Raw genomic sequence first — 18,821 nt, 5'->3', positions numbered from 1 at the left:
CATGAGCGCAAAAGTCTGGTTGGTGGGCGCTGGGCCCGGTGATCCGGAGCTGCTGACCCTCAAGGCGGTACGGGCGATGCACGAGGCCGATGTGGTGCTGATCGATGACCTGGTCAACCCGGCAGTGCTGGAACATTGCGCCAATTCGCGGGTGATCACTGTAGGAAAGCGTGGCGGCTGTCGCTCTACACCGCAGGATTTTATCCATCGCCTGATGCTGCGTTATGCGCGCCAAGGCAAGTGCGTGGTGCGACTCAAGGGCGGTGACCCGTGCATTTTCGGCCGGGGTGGTGAAGAAGCAATGTGGCTGCGCGAACGCGGGATCGAGGTGGAGTTGGTCAATGGCATTACGGCGGGCCTGGCCGGGGCGACGAATTGTGCTATTCCGCTGACGTTGCGCGGTGTCAGTCGCGGGGTGACGCTGGTCACGGCGCATACCCAGGATGACAGCCAGTTGAACTGGCGCGCATTGGCCGAAGGCGGCACGACGCTGGTGATCTATATGGGGGTGGCGAAGCTGGAGGAGATTCGCGAGCAATTGCTGGAAGGTGGCATGGCCGCGAACATGCCGGTGGCGATGATCGAAAATGCCTCATTGCCGCAGCAGCGCGAATGCCGCAGCGAACTGTCACGCATGCAGGAGGATGCACAGGCGTTCGCCTTGAAGAGCCCGGCGATCCTGGTCATCGGTAGCGTTGCCGCTGCAGAACAGGCTGCTTATGTCGCCGTAGCAGCAAGCGCCTGAGGTAAATCGCAGGCGAAAAAAAGCCCGGCCTAAGCCGGGCTTTTTTCTACCACTCAGTAATTACTGAGCTTGAGCTTCAACCGACGCTTCTACGCGACGGTTAACAGCACGACCAGCTTCAGTTGCGTTGTCAGCAACTGGGCGGGACTCGCCGTAACCTACGGAGGTGATACGGCCAGCAGCAACGCCGTCTTTAACCAGGACTTGCTTAACAGCGTCAGCACGACGCTGGGACAGCTTCTGGTTGTAAGCGTCTGGACCTACGGAGTCAGTGTGACCAGCAACTTCTACGTTGGTAGCTGGGTACTGAGCCATGAAGTCGGCCAGGTTTTTCACGTCGCCGTAGCTGTTAGGCTTAACAACGGCCTTGTCGAAGTCGAACTTAACGTCCAGCTCAACACGAACAACCTGAGCAACCGGAGCTTCTGGCTCTGGAACTGGCTCTGGAGCTGGTGCTGGGGTAGGAGCTGGAGCAGCTGCGCCAGCGTTACCGCCGAAGTTCACGCCCAGGCCGACCAGTGCGGAGTAGTCCCACTTGCCGTTGTCCATTGCGTAGTCAGCTTCAACACCGGCACGAGCGTACAGGTTGTTGGTGAAGTAGTACTTCACGCCGGTACCAACGATAGCCAGAGTGGACTGATCGCGACCGCTGTGGCCGTCAGCACGTACGTTGCCACGGCTCTGGTGACCGAAACCACCTTCTACGTATGGACGCAGGGAGTCAACGCCAGCCTGACCGAAGTGGTAGGTACCAACCAGGCTACCAGTGTCGCCTTTGATTTTCTGGCTGCCAGTACCGTCGTTCGAACGGGTGTGGTTGGTTTTGTCGTACGACAGGTTCAGCTCGAGGTCGTCGGTCAGGAAATAACCAATGCGAGCGCCTGGGTTGAAGCCGTCTTCGATGTGCTTAACGCTATCGTTGTACTGCTTCTTGTAGAACAGCTCGCCTTCAACTGCGCCTTGGCCTTGTGCCAGAACGCCGAAAGAAGTAGCGGCAATAAGAGAACCAATGGCCAAGCCCAAGGTGTTTTTCAGTTTCATCCGTTAAATCCCCATCTGGTGATTGTAAAGCAGTCCCACAAACCGGGGGACAACTCGGCGACAAGTCTAACAGAACTTGCCTACACGTAAGAGATATTTGCCACGCACTAAGTTTCAGTCTCGCCCGCAAATTTCTCACGTAATTTATCAAGAGCACGTTTGTAACGCATTTTTGTAGCACTCAAACCCATATGCATGATGTCAGCGATTTCCTGAAATTCCAGCTCTGCGACAAATCGTAGCACCAGAATTTCTCGGTCAATCGGGTTCACATGCACCAACCAGCGATCAAGCCCGGCCTTCTCCTCGGGTGCCGGCGTCTTTTCTTCAGACGCCTCCTCGAGGGGGTCCAGGCTCAAAGCGTCCATCAAGCGACGCTTTCGCCGTTCCTTCCGATACTGTGTGATGCACTCGTTGTACGTGATGCTGTACAGCCATGTCTTGAACTTCGATTTGCCCTCGAAGTTCTTCAGGCCATACAACACCTTGAGCATCACTTCCTGACAGACATCGTCCGCATCTCTATCGTTCCCTAAATACCTTGAACAAACGTTGAACAGAGTGCGTTGATATCTGCGCATCAATTCTTCGTACGCGCGAGTTACGTGAAACAGCTCCGTGTGCGAGCGCGCGACCAACTCCTCATCAGAGAGCTCACGGGGGTCATAGCGCGTGGACAGCGTTTGGGCTTTATTCAAAACAAGTCGTGCCGACAGTCAGGTCAATGTCCGCTGCAACCCGGTCAGCCGGGTTTGCGGCGGCGTACATTAGCAGGGTTTGCCGGGTTAGCGGCTACTGACCTGCTGTTCCAGGAGAATCCGGTTGGACAGCGATACCAGGTCGCCGTCATCGGTAAGCACCGTCGTCTTGACTGTGCCGATCTCCTCGATTTGCCCTTCGACCTCGCCCACACGCACCTGTTGCCCCACCTGATATAGCTCACGCACATAGATTCCCGCAAGAATCTGACCGGCAATTTCCCGGCTTCCCAAGCCCATGGCCAGCGCAACGGCCAGACCAACGGTAATCAAAACAATCACAATCACATGGTTGAGCAGGTCAGTTTTGACCTCCAGCTGGCTGATCGCGACGGAAATACTGATGATGATCACCAGCCCCTGGGCAATTCGCCCCAGGCCCGCAGCGTAGTCCAGACCCACCCCTTCAGCGGCCCCGCGCACCAGCCCATTGGCCAGTTGCGCGAGCAGAACGCCGACCAGCAACACCAACGCGCCGCCGAAAACCTTCGGCAAATACAGTGCCAGCATGTCGAGCGTAGCTGAAACTCGCTCAAGCCCAAGGGATTGCGCCGCAGAAACCAGAAAAATCAGCAAAACAAACCAATAAACGATCTTGCCGATCAGGGTAGAGATCGGCACCTGCAACCCGGCGCGGCCAAGCAACTTGGTCAGACCGGTGCCCGCCATCAGGCGATCAAGGCCAAGTTTTGCCAGCAACTTGGACAGCAGGGTGTCGAGCAGCTTGGCCACGACAAAGCCCAGCAACACCAGCACCAACGCACCAAACAGGTTGGGAATGAAATTCGCCACCTTGGTCCACAATGCGGTCATCGCGGTGACTAGGCTCTGGGTCCAGAGATCAAGTTCCATATTCAATCAGCCTTATCAGCAGTGCGAGCAAGAGGTTTACGACGGGAAACGGGCGAGACATGGGCCGAACCATTGTTCAGGGCCATCATCAACGCCGGCAGCCAGCGGCCGAGCAGACCGAACAGGTCACCCGCCCCTACCTGACGGTTGGCGGTTTTCAACACGCGGCCCAGGCAGGCATCGTCGTCGCGGTTGGACGGCGAGGCATTGAGCATGTCACGCAAAGACTGTTCGAACGGATCGTGCATAAAAACCTCTCGCAAGTGATTTAAAAGACGAGGGTAAAATTCTCGGGGTCACATAGGACCCTTCCTACGTTCAGGTCATGTTCAGGTCAAACCCAGCGTAATCGACGAAACAGCCACCACTGCCCGAGCGCCACCGAGACCATCAGCAGGCAGGCAATCACGAATCCGTAAGGGCTGGCAGAGAACGGTATCCCTCCCACATTTATACCCAGCAGACCGGTCAGAAAACTCATCGGCAAGAAGATTCCGGTGATGATCCCGAAGCGATACATGGTGCGGTTCATGCGCACGCTCAAGCGCCGGTCTTCGGCCTCAAGCACAAGCCCCACGCGCTCCCGGGTCAGTTCAAGCTCCTCCAGATAGCGCGTCAGGCTGTTGTTCAATTCGTTCCAGTAGTCGGCATCGTCGTCACAGAACCACGGCAACTTGATCCGCGTCAGCTGGGCAAAAATATCCCGCTGCGGCGACAGAAAACGCTTGAGCCCGGCCGCTCGTCGGCGAATCTGCAAAATGCTGCCATGCTCCGGTGTATACCGTTCGTCGGTATCGAGTTTTTCTTCCTCTATATCGACGATCTCGGACAGGTCGGAGACCAGATCCTGCACTTTATTCGTCAGGTACTGCGCCATATAAAGGATGAGTTCCGACGCGGTTTTTGGCCCTTTACCGTCCGTCAGTTGCACCAGCAGCTCATCTGTGGCGCGTAGCGGGCGCAAACGCAGGGAGATCACCCGGCTGGCGGCGGCGAAGATACGCACCGAGACCATGTCTTCCGGCTCCGCACCCGGGTTGAGGTTGACGCCGCGCAGAAACAGCAGCAGTTCGGCGTCCGGCAACGGCAACAGGCGCGGGCGGGTATTCTCCTCCAGCAGCAGGTCACAGGCGAATTCGCTCAAGCCACTGGATTTGCGCAGCCAGGTCTGGGTCTGGGGATGACTGCGATCCCAGTGCAGCCACAGGCTTTCCTGGGGCTGCAGTTGCAATTCGTCGAGCTCAGTCCGGGCAATCGAACGCGCACCGCCTTTACCGTCCAGCACCAGGGCATGTACCAGCCCCCATTGCGCGTTTTCTTCCTCGAACATCCTCACCCCTGTCGGCTATTGCGGTTTATTCAGGCATTTTCAGCGGGCTGGGCGACACGATCACGCCATTATTGTCGGCGTAGATGTATTCACCTGGGCGGAACGTCACGCCAGCAAACGTGACCACCACATTCAGGTCGCCGATGCCGCGTTTGTCGGTCTTCATCGGGTGGCTGGCCAGGGCCTGCACGCCCAGGTCGGTCTGGGCAATCACGTCCACATCGCGAATGCAGCCGTAGATCACCAGCCCTTCCCAGCCGTTTTTCGCGGCCTTCTCGGCGATCATGTCGCCCAGCAACGCGCGGCGCAGCGAACCCCCACCGTCGACCACCAGCACCTTGCCGGCACCCGGCTGATCAGCCTGTTCCTTGACCAGGGAGTTATCTTCGAAGCATTTGATGGTGACGATCTCGCCGCCAAAGGAATCTCGGCCGCCGAAGTTGCTGAACATCGGCTCGACCACCTGCACCAGTTCCGGGTAGGCGTCGCACAGGTCGGGGGTCACGTAATGGTTCATTGAAAAATTCCTTTCCGTCAAAGAGGTGTCTTTCGAAAGAAGCGCCAGCCCAAGCAGGTGCGAAACATCCCACTCGTTTCGCCGCAACGCAATAGCCACTGCGCGACTGAATATGACCAGAAGCGTTTAACGCGTCATAGCTTAGCCGCAACCACACACGAGCGAAACGCCCTTTGCAGAGCCCTGCATCAAACGGTAGCGAGTGCCTCGGCCTGAACGCCGAACAACGGTGTCAGCGGGTCATTCAGCCACTGCGCCACCAGCGGCCAGACTTCAGCCTGTGCGGCTTTGCTGACGAGCATCTCTACATGCCCGAAATCGCCGGTAAAGCCTTGCCGGCGTCCCAGGCACAGGTATTGGCGATGCTCGGAGCCGACTTGTTCGAAGAGCTTGCGACAGGCCCAGTCCGGGTCCTGATGGTCGCCTGCGGCGCTGACTGCCAGCAGCGGCACGTCAATGTCTGCGAGGCCCTTCCACCAATCGTGCTTTCCTTCGCCAAAGCGACCGAACAGGCCATTCCAGCGCATGGCTTCGATCATCACACCCGCTGGCTCGTCCTCCGGGCCACGCTTGAGCCGCGAGCCGGAGACTTCGCCGAAGCGTTTCAGGAACAATCGGCCGGTCCACTCCAACGGTGGAATTTTCAACGGCCAGTGGGTGCGACTGACCTGGCAGCCAAACAAGGCCACCGAGGCCACCGCAGGCGCGCCAAGGTGCTGGCCACCCAGGGCCGCCGCCAACGTCGTACCGCCGAGAGAATGACCAATCCAGTGAGGAATCTGCGCGCTTTGCTCACGCACAAACGCGCCGATAGCCGGTAGATCATAGCGTGCGTAATCGGCGACGCGATTTTTGGCGTAGTCATGGTTGCGCTTGGACAGGCCGTGGCCGCGCATTTCCGGGATCCACACATCGAACCCCTGCCGCGCCAGATAAGCGCCCAGGCCGATGCCCTTCGGCGAGTACCAGAATCGTCGATTGGAAAAACTGCCATGCAACAAAATAACCGGTATACCCCGGTTTTCCGGGACATCGGCCAGGCCCAAACGGGTCACGGCCAGCTCGACGGTAGCGTCGGGGCTGTTGCCGGGTTTGAGGCGATACACATCTTCACTCAGGTCGCCACGACGTTCAGCGCTGATCAGGGCGACGGGAAACAGATTGCTGCTGCTTTGCATAATGCTCTTGCACAAAAAAGGGCGGCGTCCGGTAGGAGTTCCGCCCTGTACAGATAAGAATGCCGGTCAACCTTAACGATTGACCGGCACTTTTGACGTAACGACCTTAGGCGGGCGCTTGGCCTTCAGCAAGGAAGAACCAGGTTTCCAGCACGGAATCGGGGTTCAGCGAGACACTTTCGATGCCCTGTTCCATCAGCCATTTGGCTAGGTCAGGGTGGTCGGAAGGGCCTTGGCCGCAGATACCGATGTACTTGCCGGCCTTGTTACAGGCCTGGATGGCGTTCGCCAGCAGCTTCTTGACCGCAGGATTTCGCTCGTCGAACAAGTGGGCGATGATCCCCGAGTCGCGGTCCAGGCCCAGGGTCAGCTGAGTCAGGTCGTTGGAGCCGATGGAGAAACCGTCGAAGAACTCCAGGAACTCTTCGGCCAGGATCGCATTGGACGGCAGTTCGCACATCATGATGACGCGCAGGCCGTTTTCTCCGCGGGACAAGCCGTTTTCGGCCAGCAGGTCCACCACCTGGCTCGCTTCGCCCAGGGTGCGCACGAACGGCACCATGATCTCGACGTTGGTCAGGCCCATCTCGTTGCGCACGCGCTTGAGGGCACGGCATTCGAGTTCGAAGCAGTCACGGAACGCTTCGCTGATGTAACGCGAGGCGCCACGGAAGCCCAACATCGGGTTTTCTTCTTCCGGCTCGTAGAGCTTGCCGCCGATCAGGTTGGCGTATTCGTTGGACTTGAAGTCCGACAGACGCACGATGACCTTTTTCGGGTAGAACGCCGCCGCCAGGGTGCTGATGCCTTCCACCAGCTTCTCGACATAGAAGCCTACCGGGTCGTTGTAGCCGGCAATGCGCTTGTCGACGCTTTCCTTGATGTCCAGCGGCAGGCCGTCGTAGTTCAACAGGGCCTTGGGGTGCACCCCGATCATGCGGTTGATAATGAACTCCAGGCGGGCCAGGCCCACCCCGGCGTTCGGCAACTGCGCGAAGTCGAAGGCGCGGTCCGGGTTGCCGACGTTCATCATGATCTTGAACGGCAGGTCCGGCATGGCATCGATGGAGTTTTGCTTGATGTCGAAGCCCAGTTCACCTTCGAAGATGAAGCCGGTGTCGCCTTCGGCGCAGGAAACGGTCACGCCCTGGCCGTCTTTCAACAGTTGGGTGGCATTGCCGCAACCGACGACCGCAGGGATGCCCAGCTCACGGGCGATGATCGCCGCGTGGCAGGTACGCCCGCCACGGTTGGTGACGATGGCACTGGCGCGCTTCATGACCGGTTCCCAATCCGGGTCGGTCATGTCGGAGACCAGTACGTCACCAGGCTGGACCTTGTCCATCTCGGACACGTCCTTGATGATCCGCACTTTGCCTGCGCCGATGCGCTGGCCGATGGCACGGCCTTCCACCAGCACGGTGCCGGTTTCTTTGAGCAGGTAGCGTTCCATGACGTTGGCCGAGGTACGGCTCTTCACGGTTTCAGGACGGGCCTGCACGATGTACAGCTTGCCGTCGTCACCGTCCTTGGCCCACTCGATGTCCATCGGGCACTTGTAGTGCTTTTCGATGATCATCGCTTGTTTGGCCAGTTCAGTGACTTCAGCGTCGCTCAGGCAGAAACGCGCGCGCTCGGCCTTGTCGACATCAACGGTTTTCACCGAGCGACCGGCCTTGGCCTCGTCGCCGTAGATCATCTTGATGGCCTTGCTGCCCAGGTTGCGGCGCAGGATGGCCGGGCGGCCGGCCTCAAGTGTGTGCTTGTGCACGTAGAATTCGTCCGGGTTCACCGCGCCTTGTACGACGGTTTCGCCCAGGCCGTAGGCGCCGGTGATAAACACCACGCCACGGAAGCCGGACTCGGTGTCCAGGGTAAACATCACGCCGGCAGTGCCGGTTTCCGAACGCACCATGCGCTGCACACCGGCAGACAAGGCCACCAGCTTGTGGTCGAAACCCTGGTGTACGCGGTAGGAAATGGCGCGATCGTTGAACAGCGAAGCGAACACTTCCTTGGCCGCGCGGATCACGTTTTCCACGCCGCGAATGTTGAGGAAGGTCTCTTGCTGGCCGGCAAAGGAGGCGTCGGGCAAGTCTTCGGCGGTGGCCGAGGAGCGCACGGCGACGGCCATGTCCGGGTTGCCGGCCGACAGGGTGGCGAAGGCGGTACGAATTTCGGCGTTGAGCTTCTCGGGGAACTCGGCTTCCATGATCCATTGGCGGATCTGGGCGCCGGTCTTGGCCAAGGCGTTGACGTCATCAACGTTCAAGGCATCCAGGGCAGCGTGGATCTGGTCGTTGAGGCCGCTCAGTTCGAGAAAATCGCGGTAAGCCTGGGCGGTGGTGGCGAAACCACCGGGCACCGAGACACCAGCGCCTGCAAGATTACTGATCATCTCGCCGAGGGATGCGTTCTTGCCCCCCACGTGCTCTACATCATGGACGCCGAGCTTATCGAGGGAAACTACGTACTCTACCAAGGTGATCTCTCCACTTTCTGTATTGGAAAAGCTCAGGACGCCGGCTGCTCAGTAGGAGCATTCGCCAGCGCTTGTGGCCTGGACCTGGAAAATAAGTGAGAATGCGGCCCACTGCGGGACGGCAAAATCGCGCCTATCATATCCAAGATTCGCCATCAGCTTAAGGCCCAGGGCTCAAATGAAACGATCTGCTTTCTTTATCTCCGACGGCACCGGCATCACAGCCGAAACATTGGGTCAAAGCCTGCTCGCGCAGTTCGAAAACATTACCTTCGCCAAATTCACGCGGCCTTATATCGACAGCGTGGATAAAGCGCGGGCTATGGTACAACAAATCAATCTGGCGGCTGAAAAAGACGGCTTTCGCCCGATCATTTTCGACACCATCGTCAATCAAGACATTCGTGAGATCCTCGCAACCTCCAATGGTTTCATGATCGACATTTTCTCGACCTTCCTGGCGCCGCTGGAACAAGAGCTGAGTGAACACTCCTCCTATTCCGTAGGAAAGTCCCATTCCATTGGTCATAATTCCAACTATATGGAGCGCATCGAGGCGGTGAACTTCGCCCTCGACAACGACGACGGCGCCCGTACTCACTACTACGACAAGGCCGACCTGATTCTGGTGGGCGTGTCTCGCTGCGGCAAAACGCCCACCTGCTTGTACATGGCCATGCAATTCGGTATCCGCGCAGCCAATTACCCGCTGACCGAAGACGATATGGAACACCTCACGCTGCCGGCCGCCCTGCGTTCGCACCAGCACAAGCTGTTCGGCCTGACCATCGACCCGGATCGCCTCACGGCCATCCGCAACGAGCGCAAGCCCAACAGCCGCTACTCCAGCTATGCGCAGTGCGAATTCGAAGTGCGTGAAGTAGAAAATTTGTTCCGTCGCGAGAATATTGCGCACATCAATTCCACGCATTTTTCGGTGGAAGAGATTTCGGCGAAGATTCTGGTGGAGAAAGGCGTGGAGCGGCGCTTCAAATAAGCCAGAAGCCACTCCCCCCTGGGGGGCGAGCTCATTGTGGCGAGCGGGGTTTCTGTGGCGAGGGAGCTTGCTCCCTCGCCACAGGTACAGTGTTTGCCCTTGACTGAACGACATTGGCGCAAGCCTGCTTGTCACAACCGGCCAGCTCGCTTCCTACAGGTGAAACCGCCCGCCGCCCTGCCCCAGCGCCGTCGCCAGCGCATCAAACCCCTCGCGCAACAACTGATCATCCCCGGACGTGTTGCAGATGCTCGCACGAATAAACTGCGGCACCGCCGTCTGCCCCACGGCAAATGCCTCGGCGGTGGCGATCAGGTAATTGTTCTGCTTGAGCTCTGCCTCTATTTCCGACGCGCGCCAGGGCTCCGGGACTTCAATCCAGAAGTGCGGGCTGTTGAGGTGGGTACGGTATTCCAGGCCCGCCAACAGGTCTTGAACCAGCGCCTTGCGTCGGCTGATTTCGTTGATCTGCTGGCGCAGCAGGTATTCGGCCGTGCCGTTTTCGATCCATTGGGTGGCCAGTTCCAGGGTCACCGGCGTGGCCATCCAGCAGGTCGAGCGCAGGGCTGCGGAGATTCGGCTGACCAGCGCCGGCGGCGCATGCACGTACCCGACGCGTAAGCCTGCCGAGACCGCCTTGCTCAGGCTGCTGATCAAAATCGTACGCTCGGGCGCGAAATAGCTGAGGGGCGGCGGACGATCCTCAACCAGCACGCCGTGGGCCTCATCCTCAAGAATCAGCAGGTTGTGCTCGCGGCACACCTTGACCAAGGCTTCCCGCCGCGCAAACGACAGCACCGCCGTTGTAGGGTTTTGGATGGTGGGCGTGCAGTACAACGCCGAAACCCGGTGATTTCGACAGACTTCATCCAACGCACTCGGTAGCACGCCTTCTTCATCCATTTCCAGGCCGATCAGCCTTACACCGAGCATGCGCGCGGCAGTGATCAGCCCAGGGTAAGTCAGTTGTTCGGTGACCACTGTGTCGCCCGCCCGCAACAACGCCATCATCGCGCAGAGCAAGCCGTGCTGGCCGCCATTGACGCAGATGACCTGTTCGGGAATCGGATGGAAATCACGCTGCACCAGCCACTGCGCACCCGCATCGCGGTAACGCGGCAGGCCGGCGTCCGGGGTGTAGGCGCTGATGTCCTGAAGAAACTTGGCGTTGGTCGACAGGGTTTGGAAGCTCTGGGCCAGGAAGGCTGTCTCCTGCCCTGGAATGTGCATGTTGCGGCTCATGTCGAAGTACTGGCGCGGCTCCTCGCTGAAGTTGCGAAAGCCTTCATCGCGCTGGCGCTCCATCCCACGCTTGCGCACGAACGTACCGTCACCGACCCGCGCCACCACCAACCCCAGGCGTTCGAGTTCGCCGTAGGCCCGGCTGATGGTGCCGATAGTCACGCCCAGATTGTCGGAAAGCACCCGATGGGGCGGCAGTTTTCGTCCTGGTTCAATCAAGCCTTCAAGGATGCCCCGTTCCATGACATCGGACAGGCGCTTGTACTTCACCCCCTGCCCGTTGGACAAGCCCTCACGCATAATTGACACCATGTCAATATTTGTTTTGACAGCCATCTTTCGCCCTAATAGTGTGCTTTTACGGGTTCAATCGCCAAATAAAATAACTCATTACAAGTTCAATATAGAGTTCAATTCTGGCTCAGGGAAGTAATAAACGATGCCAATGTCCGCCGTTCTCGAAAACACAGCAAAAGCAAAAACTCAAAAACAGTGGTTGGCCGGCCTGGTGACCAGTGTGATGTTCCTCATCGTATGCCTGAGTTGGGGCACCACCTGGCTGGGGATCAAGATTGCCGTGGAGAGCGTGCCACCGCTGACGTCCGCCGGCCTGCGCTTCCTGATCGCGTTCCCGCTGTTCCTGTGTTTCGCCCTGGTACGTCGCGAGCCGATCCTGTTCCCTCGTGAGAGCCGCTGGTTCTTCGTGTTCGTGACGCTGTCGTACTTCAGCGTGCCCTACTACCTGCTCAACTACGGCGAGATGCACGTCTCGTCAGGGCTGACCGCGCTGCTGTTCAGCTGCATGCCGGTGTTCATCCTGATCTTTTCCGCGCTGTTCCTGCGCGAGCGCATCTACTTCTCCCAGGTGGTCGGCATCGGTATCGGCTTCGGCAGCCTCTACATGATCATCAAGAGCCAGGGCTTGCACCTGGACCACGCCGAGTTCTTCGGGGTACTGGCGATTCTGACCGCTGCGATCATGCACGCCTTGTGCTACGTGATTACCAAGCAAAAAGGCAGCGCCATCAGCGTGATTACCTACAACACCCTACCCATCGGGATTGCCGGGTTGATGCTGTTCGTGGCCGGGCTGTGGTTTGAAACACCGACCTTCGAAGACATCACCCTGCGCTCCTGGAGTGCCCTGTTCTATCTAGGGCTGGTGGCGTCGGTAGGCGGGTTCATCGTGTATTTCATGCTGCTCAAGCGCCTTAGCCCGATCATCCTGTCGTTCGTGTTCATCATCTTCCCGGTGTTCGCAGTGATCATCGGCGCCTGGTACGAAGGCCTGGCGATTTCCCGCGACCTGATGCTGTATTCGGCCATTCTGCTGGCCGGCTTTGCGATCACCAAGTTGCCCGTTGAAAAACTCCTGGCCAAGAAAAATTGACCCTTCCGACCCTCCCACAGCCATGCGAGAGAAACATGGACGTCCTCCGCCCCAACGCCCTGGAACAAATTTACGCCCACGCCAGCCGCAGCTATCCCGAGGAGTGTTGTGGTTTTGTCTTCGCCGACGGCAGCGTGTACCTGGGCAGCAATATCCAGAACGAGCTGCACCACAGGAACCCCGAGATTTACCCGCGCAGTGCGGCCAATGGCTACACCTTTTCAGTCGCCGACACCCTGCTGCTGAGCAAGGCGTTTCGCAGCGATAACCCGGTGGTGGTGATCTACCACTCCCACCCGGACGTCGGCGCTTATTTCAGCGACGAAGACCAGGACAAGGCGCTGTTCATGGGCGAGCCGATCTACCCCGTCAGCTATCTGGTGGTCGACGTTCGCCAGGGCCAGGCCCTGGGTTCAAAACTGTTTGCCTGGGATGGCAAGCATTTCGCCCTTCAACCCTTCAACGACCTGCACACGGAGTTGTCCATGAACGCTGTCTCTTTCCCCGACATTCTGGTCCGCGTGGCCAAGCTGCCGGAATCGACCCTCGAGAGCACCGGATCGACATTGCGCGAAGTCATTGAAAACCTCTGCGACAGCCACCCCCAGTTACGCTCGCACCTGTTTCACGATAAAAACAATCAGCTCAAGGAACACTTCCTGTTTACCGCCGAGGAAGAGCTGATCAGTGCCGATGACCCGCTACCCGAAAAAGCCAGGATCGAAGTACTGCTCGCCACCTCCGGCGGCATCGACGTCGATGCCCTTAGCAATGAAGAGGTACAACGCTACGTGCGGCACATCACCCTGCCCGGCGTCGGTCGCGAGGGCCAGTTGAACCTGAAGAAAGCCAAGGTGCTGATCATCGGCACCGGCGGCCTGGGTTCGCCTATCAGCCTGTACCTGGCGGCAGCCGGCATCGGCACCCTGGGCCTGGTGGACTTCGATGTAGTGGAAAGCAGCAACCTGCAACGCCAGATCGTCCACGGCAACAGCACCTTGGGCCTGCCCAAGGTCGAGTCGGCCAAGCAGCGCTTGCAGGACCTCAACAGCCACATCCAGATCAACGCCCACAACACCGCCTTGAATGCCGACAACGCCCTGGAACTGGTGGGCGCCTACGACCTGGTGATCGACGGCACCGACAATTTCGACACACGCTACCTGGTCAACGACGCCTGCGTGCAACTCGGCAAGCCCCTGGTATACGGCGCCATCTACCGTTTCGACGGGCAGATCAGCGTGCTCAACTACAAAGGCGGGCCATGCTATCGCTGCCTCTTCCCCCAGGCGCCACCCGCGGAACTGGCGCCCAATTGCAGCGCCGGCGGAGTGATTGGCGTGCTGCCCGGCGTGGTCGGGATGATCCAGGCCACTGAGGCAATCAAACTGCTGATCGGCATTGGCGAGCCCTTGTCCGGCCGCTTGATGCGCTTCGATGCGCTGGCGATGAAGTTCAGCGAAATCCGCTTCAAGCGCCGCGCCGATTGCCCGTGCTGCTCGGAACTGCGCCACAGCGAAACCCAGGTACCGGCAGTCTGCGCAGATGCCGTACCTAGCCAGCCCTCCCTGGCCCAAGAGCGCTACATCAAGCCCAGCGTGCTCAAGCAAGTGCTTGAACACCCCAGCAGCGCCGACGTACTGGTGGATGTGCGCGACGCCAGCGAACTGGAAGTGTGCAAATTGCCAGGCGTGGTGCACATCCCACTGGCTGAACTGGACGGGCAACTCGACAGCCTCAGCCGGGACAACACCCACTACCTGATCTGCTACGCCGGAACCCGCGCAGAGCAAGCCGCCAGTACCTTGCTGGCCGCGGGTTTCACCAATACCAAAGTCCTGCAGGGCGGCATGAAGCATTGGGTACGCGACGTCGAACCCGATATGCCTTTGTATTGATCCGAGGATTGAACGATGTTGCATAACTCAATACTCGACGTCATCGGCCACACGCCGATCGTGCGCCTGGCGCAGTTTTCCGAAGACCTCGGCATCGAGGTCTACGCCAAACTGGAATCGTTCAACCCTGGTGGCAGCCACAAGGCGCGCATCGCCCTGGGCATGATCCTCGACGCCGAGCGCCGGGGCGTGCTGATTCGTGACTCCGGCCAAACCATTATCGAACCCAGCGGCGGCAACACCGGCATCGGCCTGGTGATGGCCGGTAACGTGCTCGGCTACAAAGTGGTGCTGGTGATCCCCGACAACTACAGCCCTGAAAAACAGAAGCTGCTGCGCCTGTATGGCGCCAAAGTGGTGCTGTCGGACAGCCGCCTGGGGAACAACTCCCACGGCGAAAAGTGCATGGAGCTGCAGCTCGAAAACCCCAACTACGTGATGCTCAACCAGCAACGCAACGGCGCCAACCCGCAGACCCACCGCGACACCACCGCACCGGAAATCCTCCGTGCCTTCGGTGAGCAGCAAGTGGACTATTTCGTCAGCGGCATCGGCACCGGCGGCCATATCACCGGCATCGGTGAAACCCTCAAGGCCGCCTGGCCAGCCCTGCGCGTGATGGGCGTGGAGCCTGAGGAATGCGACCTGCTGAAAAACCAGCACGCGCCGCACCACATTCAAGGTCTGTCGATTGGTTTGATCCCGAGCATCCTTAACCTGGACGTACTGGACGGCATGCTCAAGGTGTCGCGCCTGGCGTGCATCGACATGATGAAACGCATCATGCGCACCGACGCCATAAGCCTGGGTTTGTCCTCGGCAGCCAACATGGTCGCCATCGTCCAACTCGCCCCCGAACTGCCGCCCGAAACGGTGGTGTTGACCATGGTCTACGACAATGCCGACAGCTACCTGCCCAGTTTTGAATAACCGGTTTCCCAACCATCCAGAATGCGGGGGTGCCTCCATGGGGGGCTTTATCGACATGCAACAGCTGCACGATGAGTTGCTCACCCACCTCATCAAAACCCTCACGCCTACGCAGATGAAGCAGCTGGAACCGCATCTGGCACCGCTGATCCAGAACGCGGCCCAGGCGGTGGCCGAAGACCTGATCGCCTATGCCTACCGCGACCCGGCGTCGCGCGGGCGTGGCGAGCTGATCCTGGAGTCCTACGCCTCGTTCAAGGCGGTGCTGTTCTACCGGCTCGCACACTTGGTGTGGAATTTTTCCGACCAGACCAACGGCGTGTTTTCGCGCATTGCCCTCAAGCTCAGCAACCAGGGCAAGATCCTCTCCGGCGCCGAGATTCACCCGGCGGCGCGCATCGGCCGGCGCTTTGTGCTGGACCACGGCTACGGCACGGTAATCGGCGAAACCTGCGAAATCGGCAACGACTGCTACATCCTCTGCGGCGTGACCCTCGGCGCGCGCGGCATCGCCAACAACCCGGACGGCAAGCGCCACCCGCGCCTGGGCAATAACGTCGAAGTCGGCTCCGGCGCCCGCGTGCTGGGTTATGTGCTGATCGGCGACAACGTGTTTATCAGCCCGTCCTGCGTGATCACCCAGGACGTGCCGGCGGGTACCAAGGTCAAGGTGGTCAACCAGATCCAACTGCAAAAAAACGATGAGTCGGACCACAGCAATTACCTCGGCGCCTTCGCCCTGGATGAGCGCCTGCACGTGGTTGGCGAAATTAACGCGAGCCACAAGGTCACGGTGCTGGACGCCGATTTCCATCCCTTGCAGGGGCTGATGCTGGAGCCGACCGTGAAGGAGCGTCACCACCTGCAATTTCGCCTGCGCCGCACCGAAACGAGCGACCACCTGCCACGCCTGCCGCTGAACCTGAAAGTCTGCGGGCCGGAATTCGAAATCACCCTGCTCTCCCCCCCTGGCTTGAGTGCAATGGTGCGCCACTTGCTGCAAGCCAGCCCATTGAACGTCGGAGGTTGAACATGTCCGTGCACACCATGGAAACCCTGGCGCTGTTCGACAGCGCGCCCTATCAGAACGCATTCAGCGCCCGGGTGATTGCCGTCAGCGAACACGGCATCGCCCTGGAGCACACCCTGTTCTACCCCACCGGTGGCGGGCAACCGGGTGACACCGGCCACTTCGTCCTGCCGGACGGTACGCGCGTCGACATCGTCGGCACGGTGCGCGACCCGGTATTGCGTTCGATCATCTGGCACCAGGTGGAAGATTGCCCCGAGCAGTTGACCGCCGGGGTAGAGGTGGACGCCAGCCTCGATTGGGAGCGGCGCTACCAGCACATGAAAATGCACACCTGCCTGCACCTGCTGTGCTCGATCATCGACGCACCGGTGACCGGATGCAGCATTAGCGCTGACAAGGGTCGCCTGGATTTCGACCTGCCGGAAATGACCCTGGACAAGGACAGCATCACTCGCGACCTCAACACACTGATCGCGCAGGCCCACGAGGTGAAGACCTTGTCGATGCACGCCTCGGAGTACGCCACGCTGCTGCAGATCACCCGCACCCAGGCGGTTGCTCCGCCGGTGATCCAGGGCTCGGTACGGGTGATTGAAATTGGCGGGATCGATATCCAGCCGTGCGGCGGCACCCATGTGATCAACACCGAGGAAATCGGCCGGGTGTTTTGCGAGAAAATCGAGAAGAAGAGCAAGCACAACCGTAGGGTGATTTTGCGGTTTGAGTGAACGCGGCCCACTGTGTGCCGGCTTCCTGTGGCGAGCAAGCTTGCTTGCGCTGGGGTGCGAAGCGCCCCCAAAAAGCTAGCGGCTGCTGCGCACCCGAGCGGGAGCAAGCTCCCTCGCCACAGGAAATCCGCTCCCACATTTGGTTATGCGCTGTTTATCAGATCGTGAACAGGTCAACGAAACGGTTTACCGGCGTCGCTTCAAGCCGCGCCTGGTCCTTGCACAACGCAAAAATCTCACCGCTGCGCTGAGCGGTAAACCGCGTGGCCAGATTGGTCTTGAATTTATCTTCCAACAGCGGAATCCCGTCCTCCCGTCGACGGCGATGCCCAATCGGGTACTCCACCGCGACCTGTTCGGTACTGGAGCCATCCTTGAAGAACACCTGCACCGCGTTGGCAATCGAGCGCTTGTCCGCCTCCAGGTATTCGCGGCTGTAACGCAGGTCTTCGACGATCACCATCTTGTCGCGCAGTTCATCGATGATCGGATGCGCGGCATGGAATTCATCCTCGTACTGCTCGGCCACCAGGTTGCCGAACGCCAGGGGCACGGCGGTCATGTATTGCAAGCAGTGGTCGCGGTCTGCGGCGTTGGCCAGTTGCCCGACTTTGGAGATGATGCGAATCGCCGACTCATGGGTGGTGATCACGATGCGTTCGATGTCATGCAGGCGATGCTTCACCTGCGGGTGCAACGTCACCGCCGCTTCGCAGGCCGTTTGCGCGTGGAATTCGGCGGGGAAGCTAATCTTGAACAGCACGTTTTCCATTACATAAGTGCCGTAAGGCTGGGACAGGCTAAACGCGCGCTTGTCGTCGGGTTTGAGCGCAAGGTCCTTGTTGGTGTGGCTGAACAGCACGTCATAGAACCCCCACTGCGGCGCGCTCAATACGCCGGGGATGCCCATCTCGCCTCGCAGGGCGATATCCGCCAGGCGTAGGCCACGGCTCGATGCATCCCCCGCCGCCCAAGATTTGCGCGAGCCGGCGTTCGGTGCATGGCGATAAGTGCGCAATGCCTGACCATCGACAAAGGCGTGAGACAGCGCCGATAGCAGTTGCTCGCGGTTGGCGCCCATCAGCTTGGCGGTGACTGCCGTGGAGGCGACTTTCACCAGCAGCACGTGGTCGAGGCCGACGCGGTTAAACGAGTTTTCCAGGGCAATCACACCCTGGATTTCGTGGGCCATGATCATCGCTTCCAGCACTGCACGCACGGTCAGCGGCGCGTCGCCATTGGCCACGCGTTTTTGCGAAAGGTGGTCGGCCACAGCAAGGATGCCGCCGAGGTTGTCCGAGGGATGGCCCCATTCGGCAGCAAGCCAGGTGTCGTTGTAGTCGAGCCAGCGCACGATGCAGCCAATGTCCCAGGCAGCCTTGACCGGGTCCAGGCGGAACGACGTGCCCGGCACCCGCGCACCGAATGGCACCACCGTGCCCTCGACGATAGGCCCCAGGTGCTTGGTGCACTCGGGAAAACGCAAGGCCAGCAGGCCGCAACCGAGGGTGTCCATCAGGCAGTTGCGGGCGGTGTCGAGGGCATCGCGGGATTCGATCTTGTAGTTCAAGACGTAGTCGGCGATGTCCTGCAAGACCTGGTCGTAGTCGGGGCGGTTGTTCTGGTCGACGTTGGCGCTCATGGCAGATCTCCAAAAATGGGTGGGGTCAATCCTCGGGCTAACGGTTACTGGAAGCAGA

The 18,821-nt window shown here is 59.5% G+C and carries 17 protein-coding genes; 7 read left to right on the top strand and 10 right to left on the bottom strand.

The genetic code is table 11. The annotated features are described in order from the left end of the window. Window position 1: 1 nt before the first annotated feature. Window positions 2-745: a uroporphyrinogen-III C-methyltransferase gene (cobA, locus tag ACR52_RS03505; protein WP_048720573.1), complete on the top strand. Its 744-nt coding sequence runs from the start codon at window positions 2-4 to the stop codon at window positions 743-745. 60 nt (window positions 746-805) lie between these two features. Here cobA and ACR52_RS03500 read toward each other — a convergent pair whose 3' ends face one another. The 8 genes from ACR52_RS03500 to ppsA form a co-directional block, all read right to left on the bottom strand. Next, a complete protein-coding gene (locus tag ACR52_RS03500) occupies window positions 806-1,786 on the bottom strand; it encodes an OmpA family protein (protein ID WP_048720571.1) in 981 nt (326 codons plus the stop codon). 107 nt (window positions 1,787-1,893) lie between these two features. Further along, window positions 1,894-2,484 (bottom strand): RNA polymerase sigma factor SigX, encoded by a 591-nt coding sequence (gene sigX / locus ACR52_RS03495; protein WP_048720569.1) that lies wholly within the window; start codon window positions 2,482-2,484, stop codon window positions 1,894-1,896. 87 nt (window positions 2,485-2,571) lie between these two features. Next, window positions 2,572-3,396, bottom strand: a complete 825-nt coding sequence (locus ACR52_RS03490; protein ID WP_003175519.1) for a mechanosensitive ion channel family protein — start codon at window positions 3,394-3,396, stop codon at window positions 2,572-2,574. A gap of 2 nt (window positions 3,397-3,398) precedes the next feature. Then, window positions 3,399-3,644, bottom strand: a complete 246-nt coding sequence (locus ACR52_RS03485) for a hypothetical protein (RefSeq protein WP_005790375.1) — start codon at window positions 3,642-3,644, stop codon at window positions 3,399-3,401. Between the two features lie 86 nt (window positions 3,645-3,730). Then, on the bottom strand, window positions 3,731-4,726 hold the full coding sequence (locus tag ACR52_RS03480) for a zinc transporter ZntB (protein ID WP_048720558.1): 996 nt from the start codon (window positions 4,724-4,726) through the stop codon (window positions 3,731-3,733). A 25-nt stretch (window positions 4,727-4,751) separates the two neighbouring features. Next, a complete protein-coding gene (gene rraA / locus ACR52_RS03475) occupies window positions 4,752-5,243 on the bottom strand; it encodes a ribonuclease E activity regulator RraA (RefSeq protein ID WP_017527456.1) in 492 nt (163 codons plus the stop codon). A 188-nt stretch (window positions 5,244-5,431) separates the two neighbouring features. Further along, window positions 5,432-6,421: an alpha/beta fold hydrolase gene (locus tag ACR52_RS03470; protein ID WP_048720554.1), complete on the bottom strand. Its 990-nt coding sequence runs from the start codon at window positions 6,419-6,421 to the stop codon at window positions 5,432-5,434. A gap of 106 nt (window positions 6,422-6,527) precedes the next feature. Continuing rightward, the gene (gene ppsA, locus ACR52_RS03465; RefSeq protein ID WP_048720551.1) at window positions 6,528-8,903 is read right to left on the bottom strand and encodes a phosphoenolpyruvate synthase; all 2,376 of its coding nucleotides are present in this window, start codon (window positions 8,901-8,903) and stop codon (window positions 6,528-6,530) included. A gap of 178 nt (window positions 8,904-9,081) precedes the next feature. On the opposite strand from ppsA, the gene ppsR reads away from it, so the two are divergent. Continuing rightward, window positions 9,082-9,900: a posphoenolpyruvate synthetase regulatory kinase/phosphorylase PpsR gene (gene ppsR / locus ACR52_RS03460; protein ID WP_048720549.1), complete on the top strand. Its 819-nt coding sequence runs from the start codon at window positions 9,082-9,084 to the stop codon at window positions 9,898-9,900. A gap of 153 nt (window positions 9,901-10,053) precedes the next feature. On the opposite strand, the gene ACR52_RS03455 is transcribed toward ppsR, so the two are convergent. Continuing rightward, window positions 10,054-11,478, bottom strand: a complete 1,425-nt coding sequence (locus ACR52_RS03455; RefSeq protein WP_048720547.1) for an aminotransferase-like domain-containing protein — start codon at window positions 11,476-11,478, stop codon at window positions 10,054-10,056. Between the two features lie 160 nt (window positions 11,479-11,638). Here ACR52_RS03455 and ACR52_RS03450 point away from each other — a divergent pair, with 160 nt between their 5' ends. The 5 genes from ACR52_RS03450 to ACR52_RS03430 are packed head-to-tail and all read left to right on the top strand — an operon-like array spanning window position 11,639 to window position 17,121. Then, the gene (locus ACR52_RS03450; RefSeq protein WP_161799284.1) at window positions 11,639-12,532 is read left to right on the top strand and encodes a DMT family transporter; all 894 of its coding nucleotides are present in this window, start codon (window positions 11,639-11,641) and stop codon (window positions 12,530-12,532) included. Window positions 12,533-12,567: 35 nt separating this feature from the next. Continuing rightward, window positions 12,568-14,430, top strand: coding sequence for a molybdopterin-synthase adenylyltransferase MoeB (gene moeB / locus ACR52_RS03445; protein WP_048720545.1), 1,863 nt, complete (start codon window positions 12,568-12,570; stop codon window positions 14,428-14,430). A gap of 15 nt (window positions 14,431-14,445) precedes the next feature. After that, entirely contained in the window at window positions 14,446-15,360 is a 915-nt protein-coding gene (locus tag ACR52_RS03440; RefSeq protein WP_048720543.1) for a PLP-dependent cysteine synthase family protein, read from the top strand. Between the two features lie 37 nt (window positions 15,361-15,397). Further along, window positions 15,398-16,390, top strand: coding sequence for a serine O-acetyltransferase (locus ACR52_RS03435; RefSeq protein WP_048720541.1), 993 nt, complete (start codon window positions 15,398-15,400; stop codon window positions 16,388-16,390). 2 nt (window positions 16,391-16,392) lie between these two features. Continuing rightward, window positions 16,393-17,121, top strand: coding sequence for an alanyl-tRNA editing protein (locus tag ACR52_RS03430; protein ID WP_048720540.1), 729 nt, complete (start codon window positions 16,393-16,395; stop codon window positions 17,119-17,121). A 157-nt stretch (window positions 17,122-17,278) separates the two neighbouring features. Here the strand turns inward: ACR52_RS03430 and prpD are convergent, their stop codons facing one another. Beyond that, a complete protein-coding gene (gene prpD / locus ACR52_RS03425; RefSeq protein ID WP_048720538.1) occupies window positions 17,279-18,763 on the bottom strand; it encodes a 2-methylcitrate dehydratase in 1,485 nt (494 codons plus the stop codon). Window positions 18,764-18,821: the final 58 nt, after the last annotated feature.

Source organism: Pseudomonas fildesensis (assembly GCF_001050345.1).
Lineage (GTDB): Bacteria > Pseudomonadota > Gammaproteobacteria > Pseudomonadales > Pseudomonadaceae > Aquipseudomonas > Aquipseudomonas fildesensis.
The sequence above is the reverse complement of the archived record's forward strand: the minus strand, read 5'-3'. Positions and strand labels throughout refer to the sequence as shown.

What these genes read in the sequence shown, in the direction of transcription:
- cobA (WP_048720573.1), top strand. Translation starts at nt 2, where the DNA reads ATGAGCGCAAAAGTCTGGTTGGTGGGCGCTGGGCCCGGTGATCCGGAG.
- ACR52_RS03500 (WP_048720571.1), bottom strand. Translation starts at nt 1,786, where the DNA reads ATGAAACTGAAAAACACCTTGGGCTTGGCCATTGGTTCTCTTATTGCC.
- ACR52_RS03490 (WP_003175519.1), bottom strand. Translation starts at nt 3,396, where the DNA reads ATGGAACTTGATCTCTGGACCCAGAGCCTAGTCACCGCGATGACCGCA.
- ACR52_RS03485 (WP_005790375.1), bottom strand. Translation starts at nt 3,644, where the DNA reads ATGCACGATCCGTTCGAACAGTCTTTGCGTGACATGCTCAATGCCTCG.
- ACR52_RS03480 (WP_048720558.1), bottom strand. Translation starts at nt 4,726, where the DNA reads ATGTTCGAGGAAGAAAACGCGCAATGGGGGCTGGTACATGCCCTGGTG.
- rraA (WP_017527456.1), bottom strand. Translation starts at nt 5,243, where the DNA reads ATGAACCATTACGTGACCCCCGACCTGTGCGACGCCTACCCGGAACTG.
- ACR52_RS03470 (WP_048720554.1), bottom strand. Translation starts at nt 6,421, where the DNA reads ATGCAAAGCAGCAGCAATCTGTTTCCCGTCGCCCTGATCAGCGCTGAA.
- ppsR (WP_048720549.1), top strand. Translation starts at nt 9,082, where the DNA reads ATGAAACGATCTGCTTTCTTTATCTCCGACGGCACCGGCATCACAGCC.
- ACR52_RS03455 (WP_048720547.1), bottom strand. Translation starts at nt 11,478, where the DNA reads ATGGCTGTCAAAACAAATATTGACATGGTGTCAATTATGCGTGAGGGC.
- moeB (WP_048720545.1), top strand. Translation starts at nt 12,568, where the DNA reads ATGGACGTCCTCCGCCCCAACGCCCTGGAACAAATTTACGCCCACGCC.
- ACR52_RS03440 (WP_048720543.1), top strand. Translation starts at nt 14,446, where the DNA reads ATGTTGCATAACTCAATACTCGACGTCATCGGCCACACGCCGATCGTG.
- ACR52_RS03435 (WP_048720541.1), top strand. Translation starts at nt 15,398, where the DNA reads ATGGGGGGCTTTATCGACATGCAACAGCTGCACGATGAGTTGCTCACC.
- ACR52_RS03430 (WP_048720540.1), top strand. Translation starts at nt 16,393, where the DNA reads ATGTCCGTGCACACCATGGAAACCCTGGCGCTGTTCGACAGCGCGCCC.
- prpD (WP_048720538.1), bottom strand. Translation starts at nt 18,763, where the DNA reads ATGAGCGCCAACGTCGACCAGAACAACCGCCCCGACTACGACCAGGTC.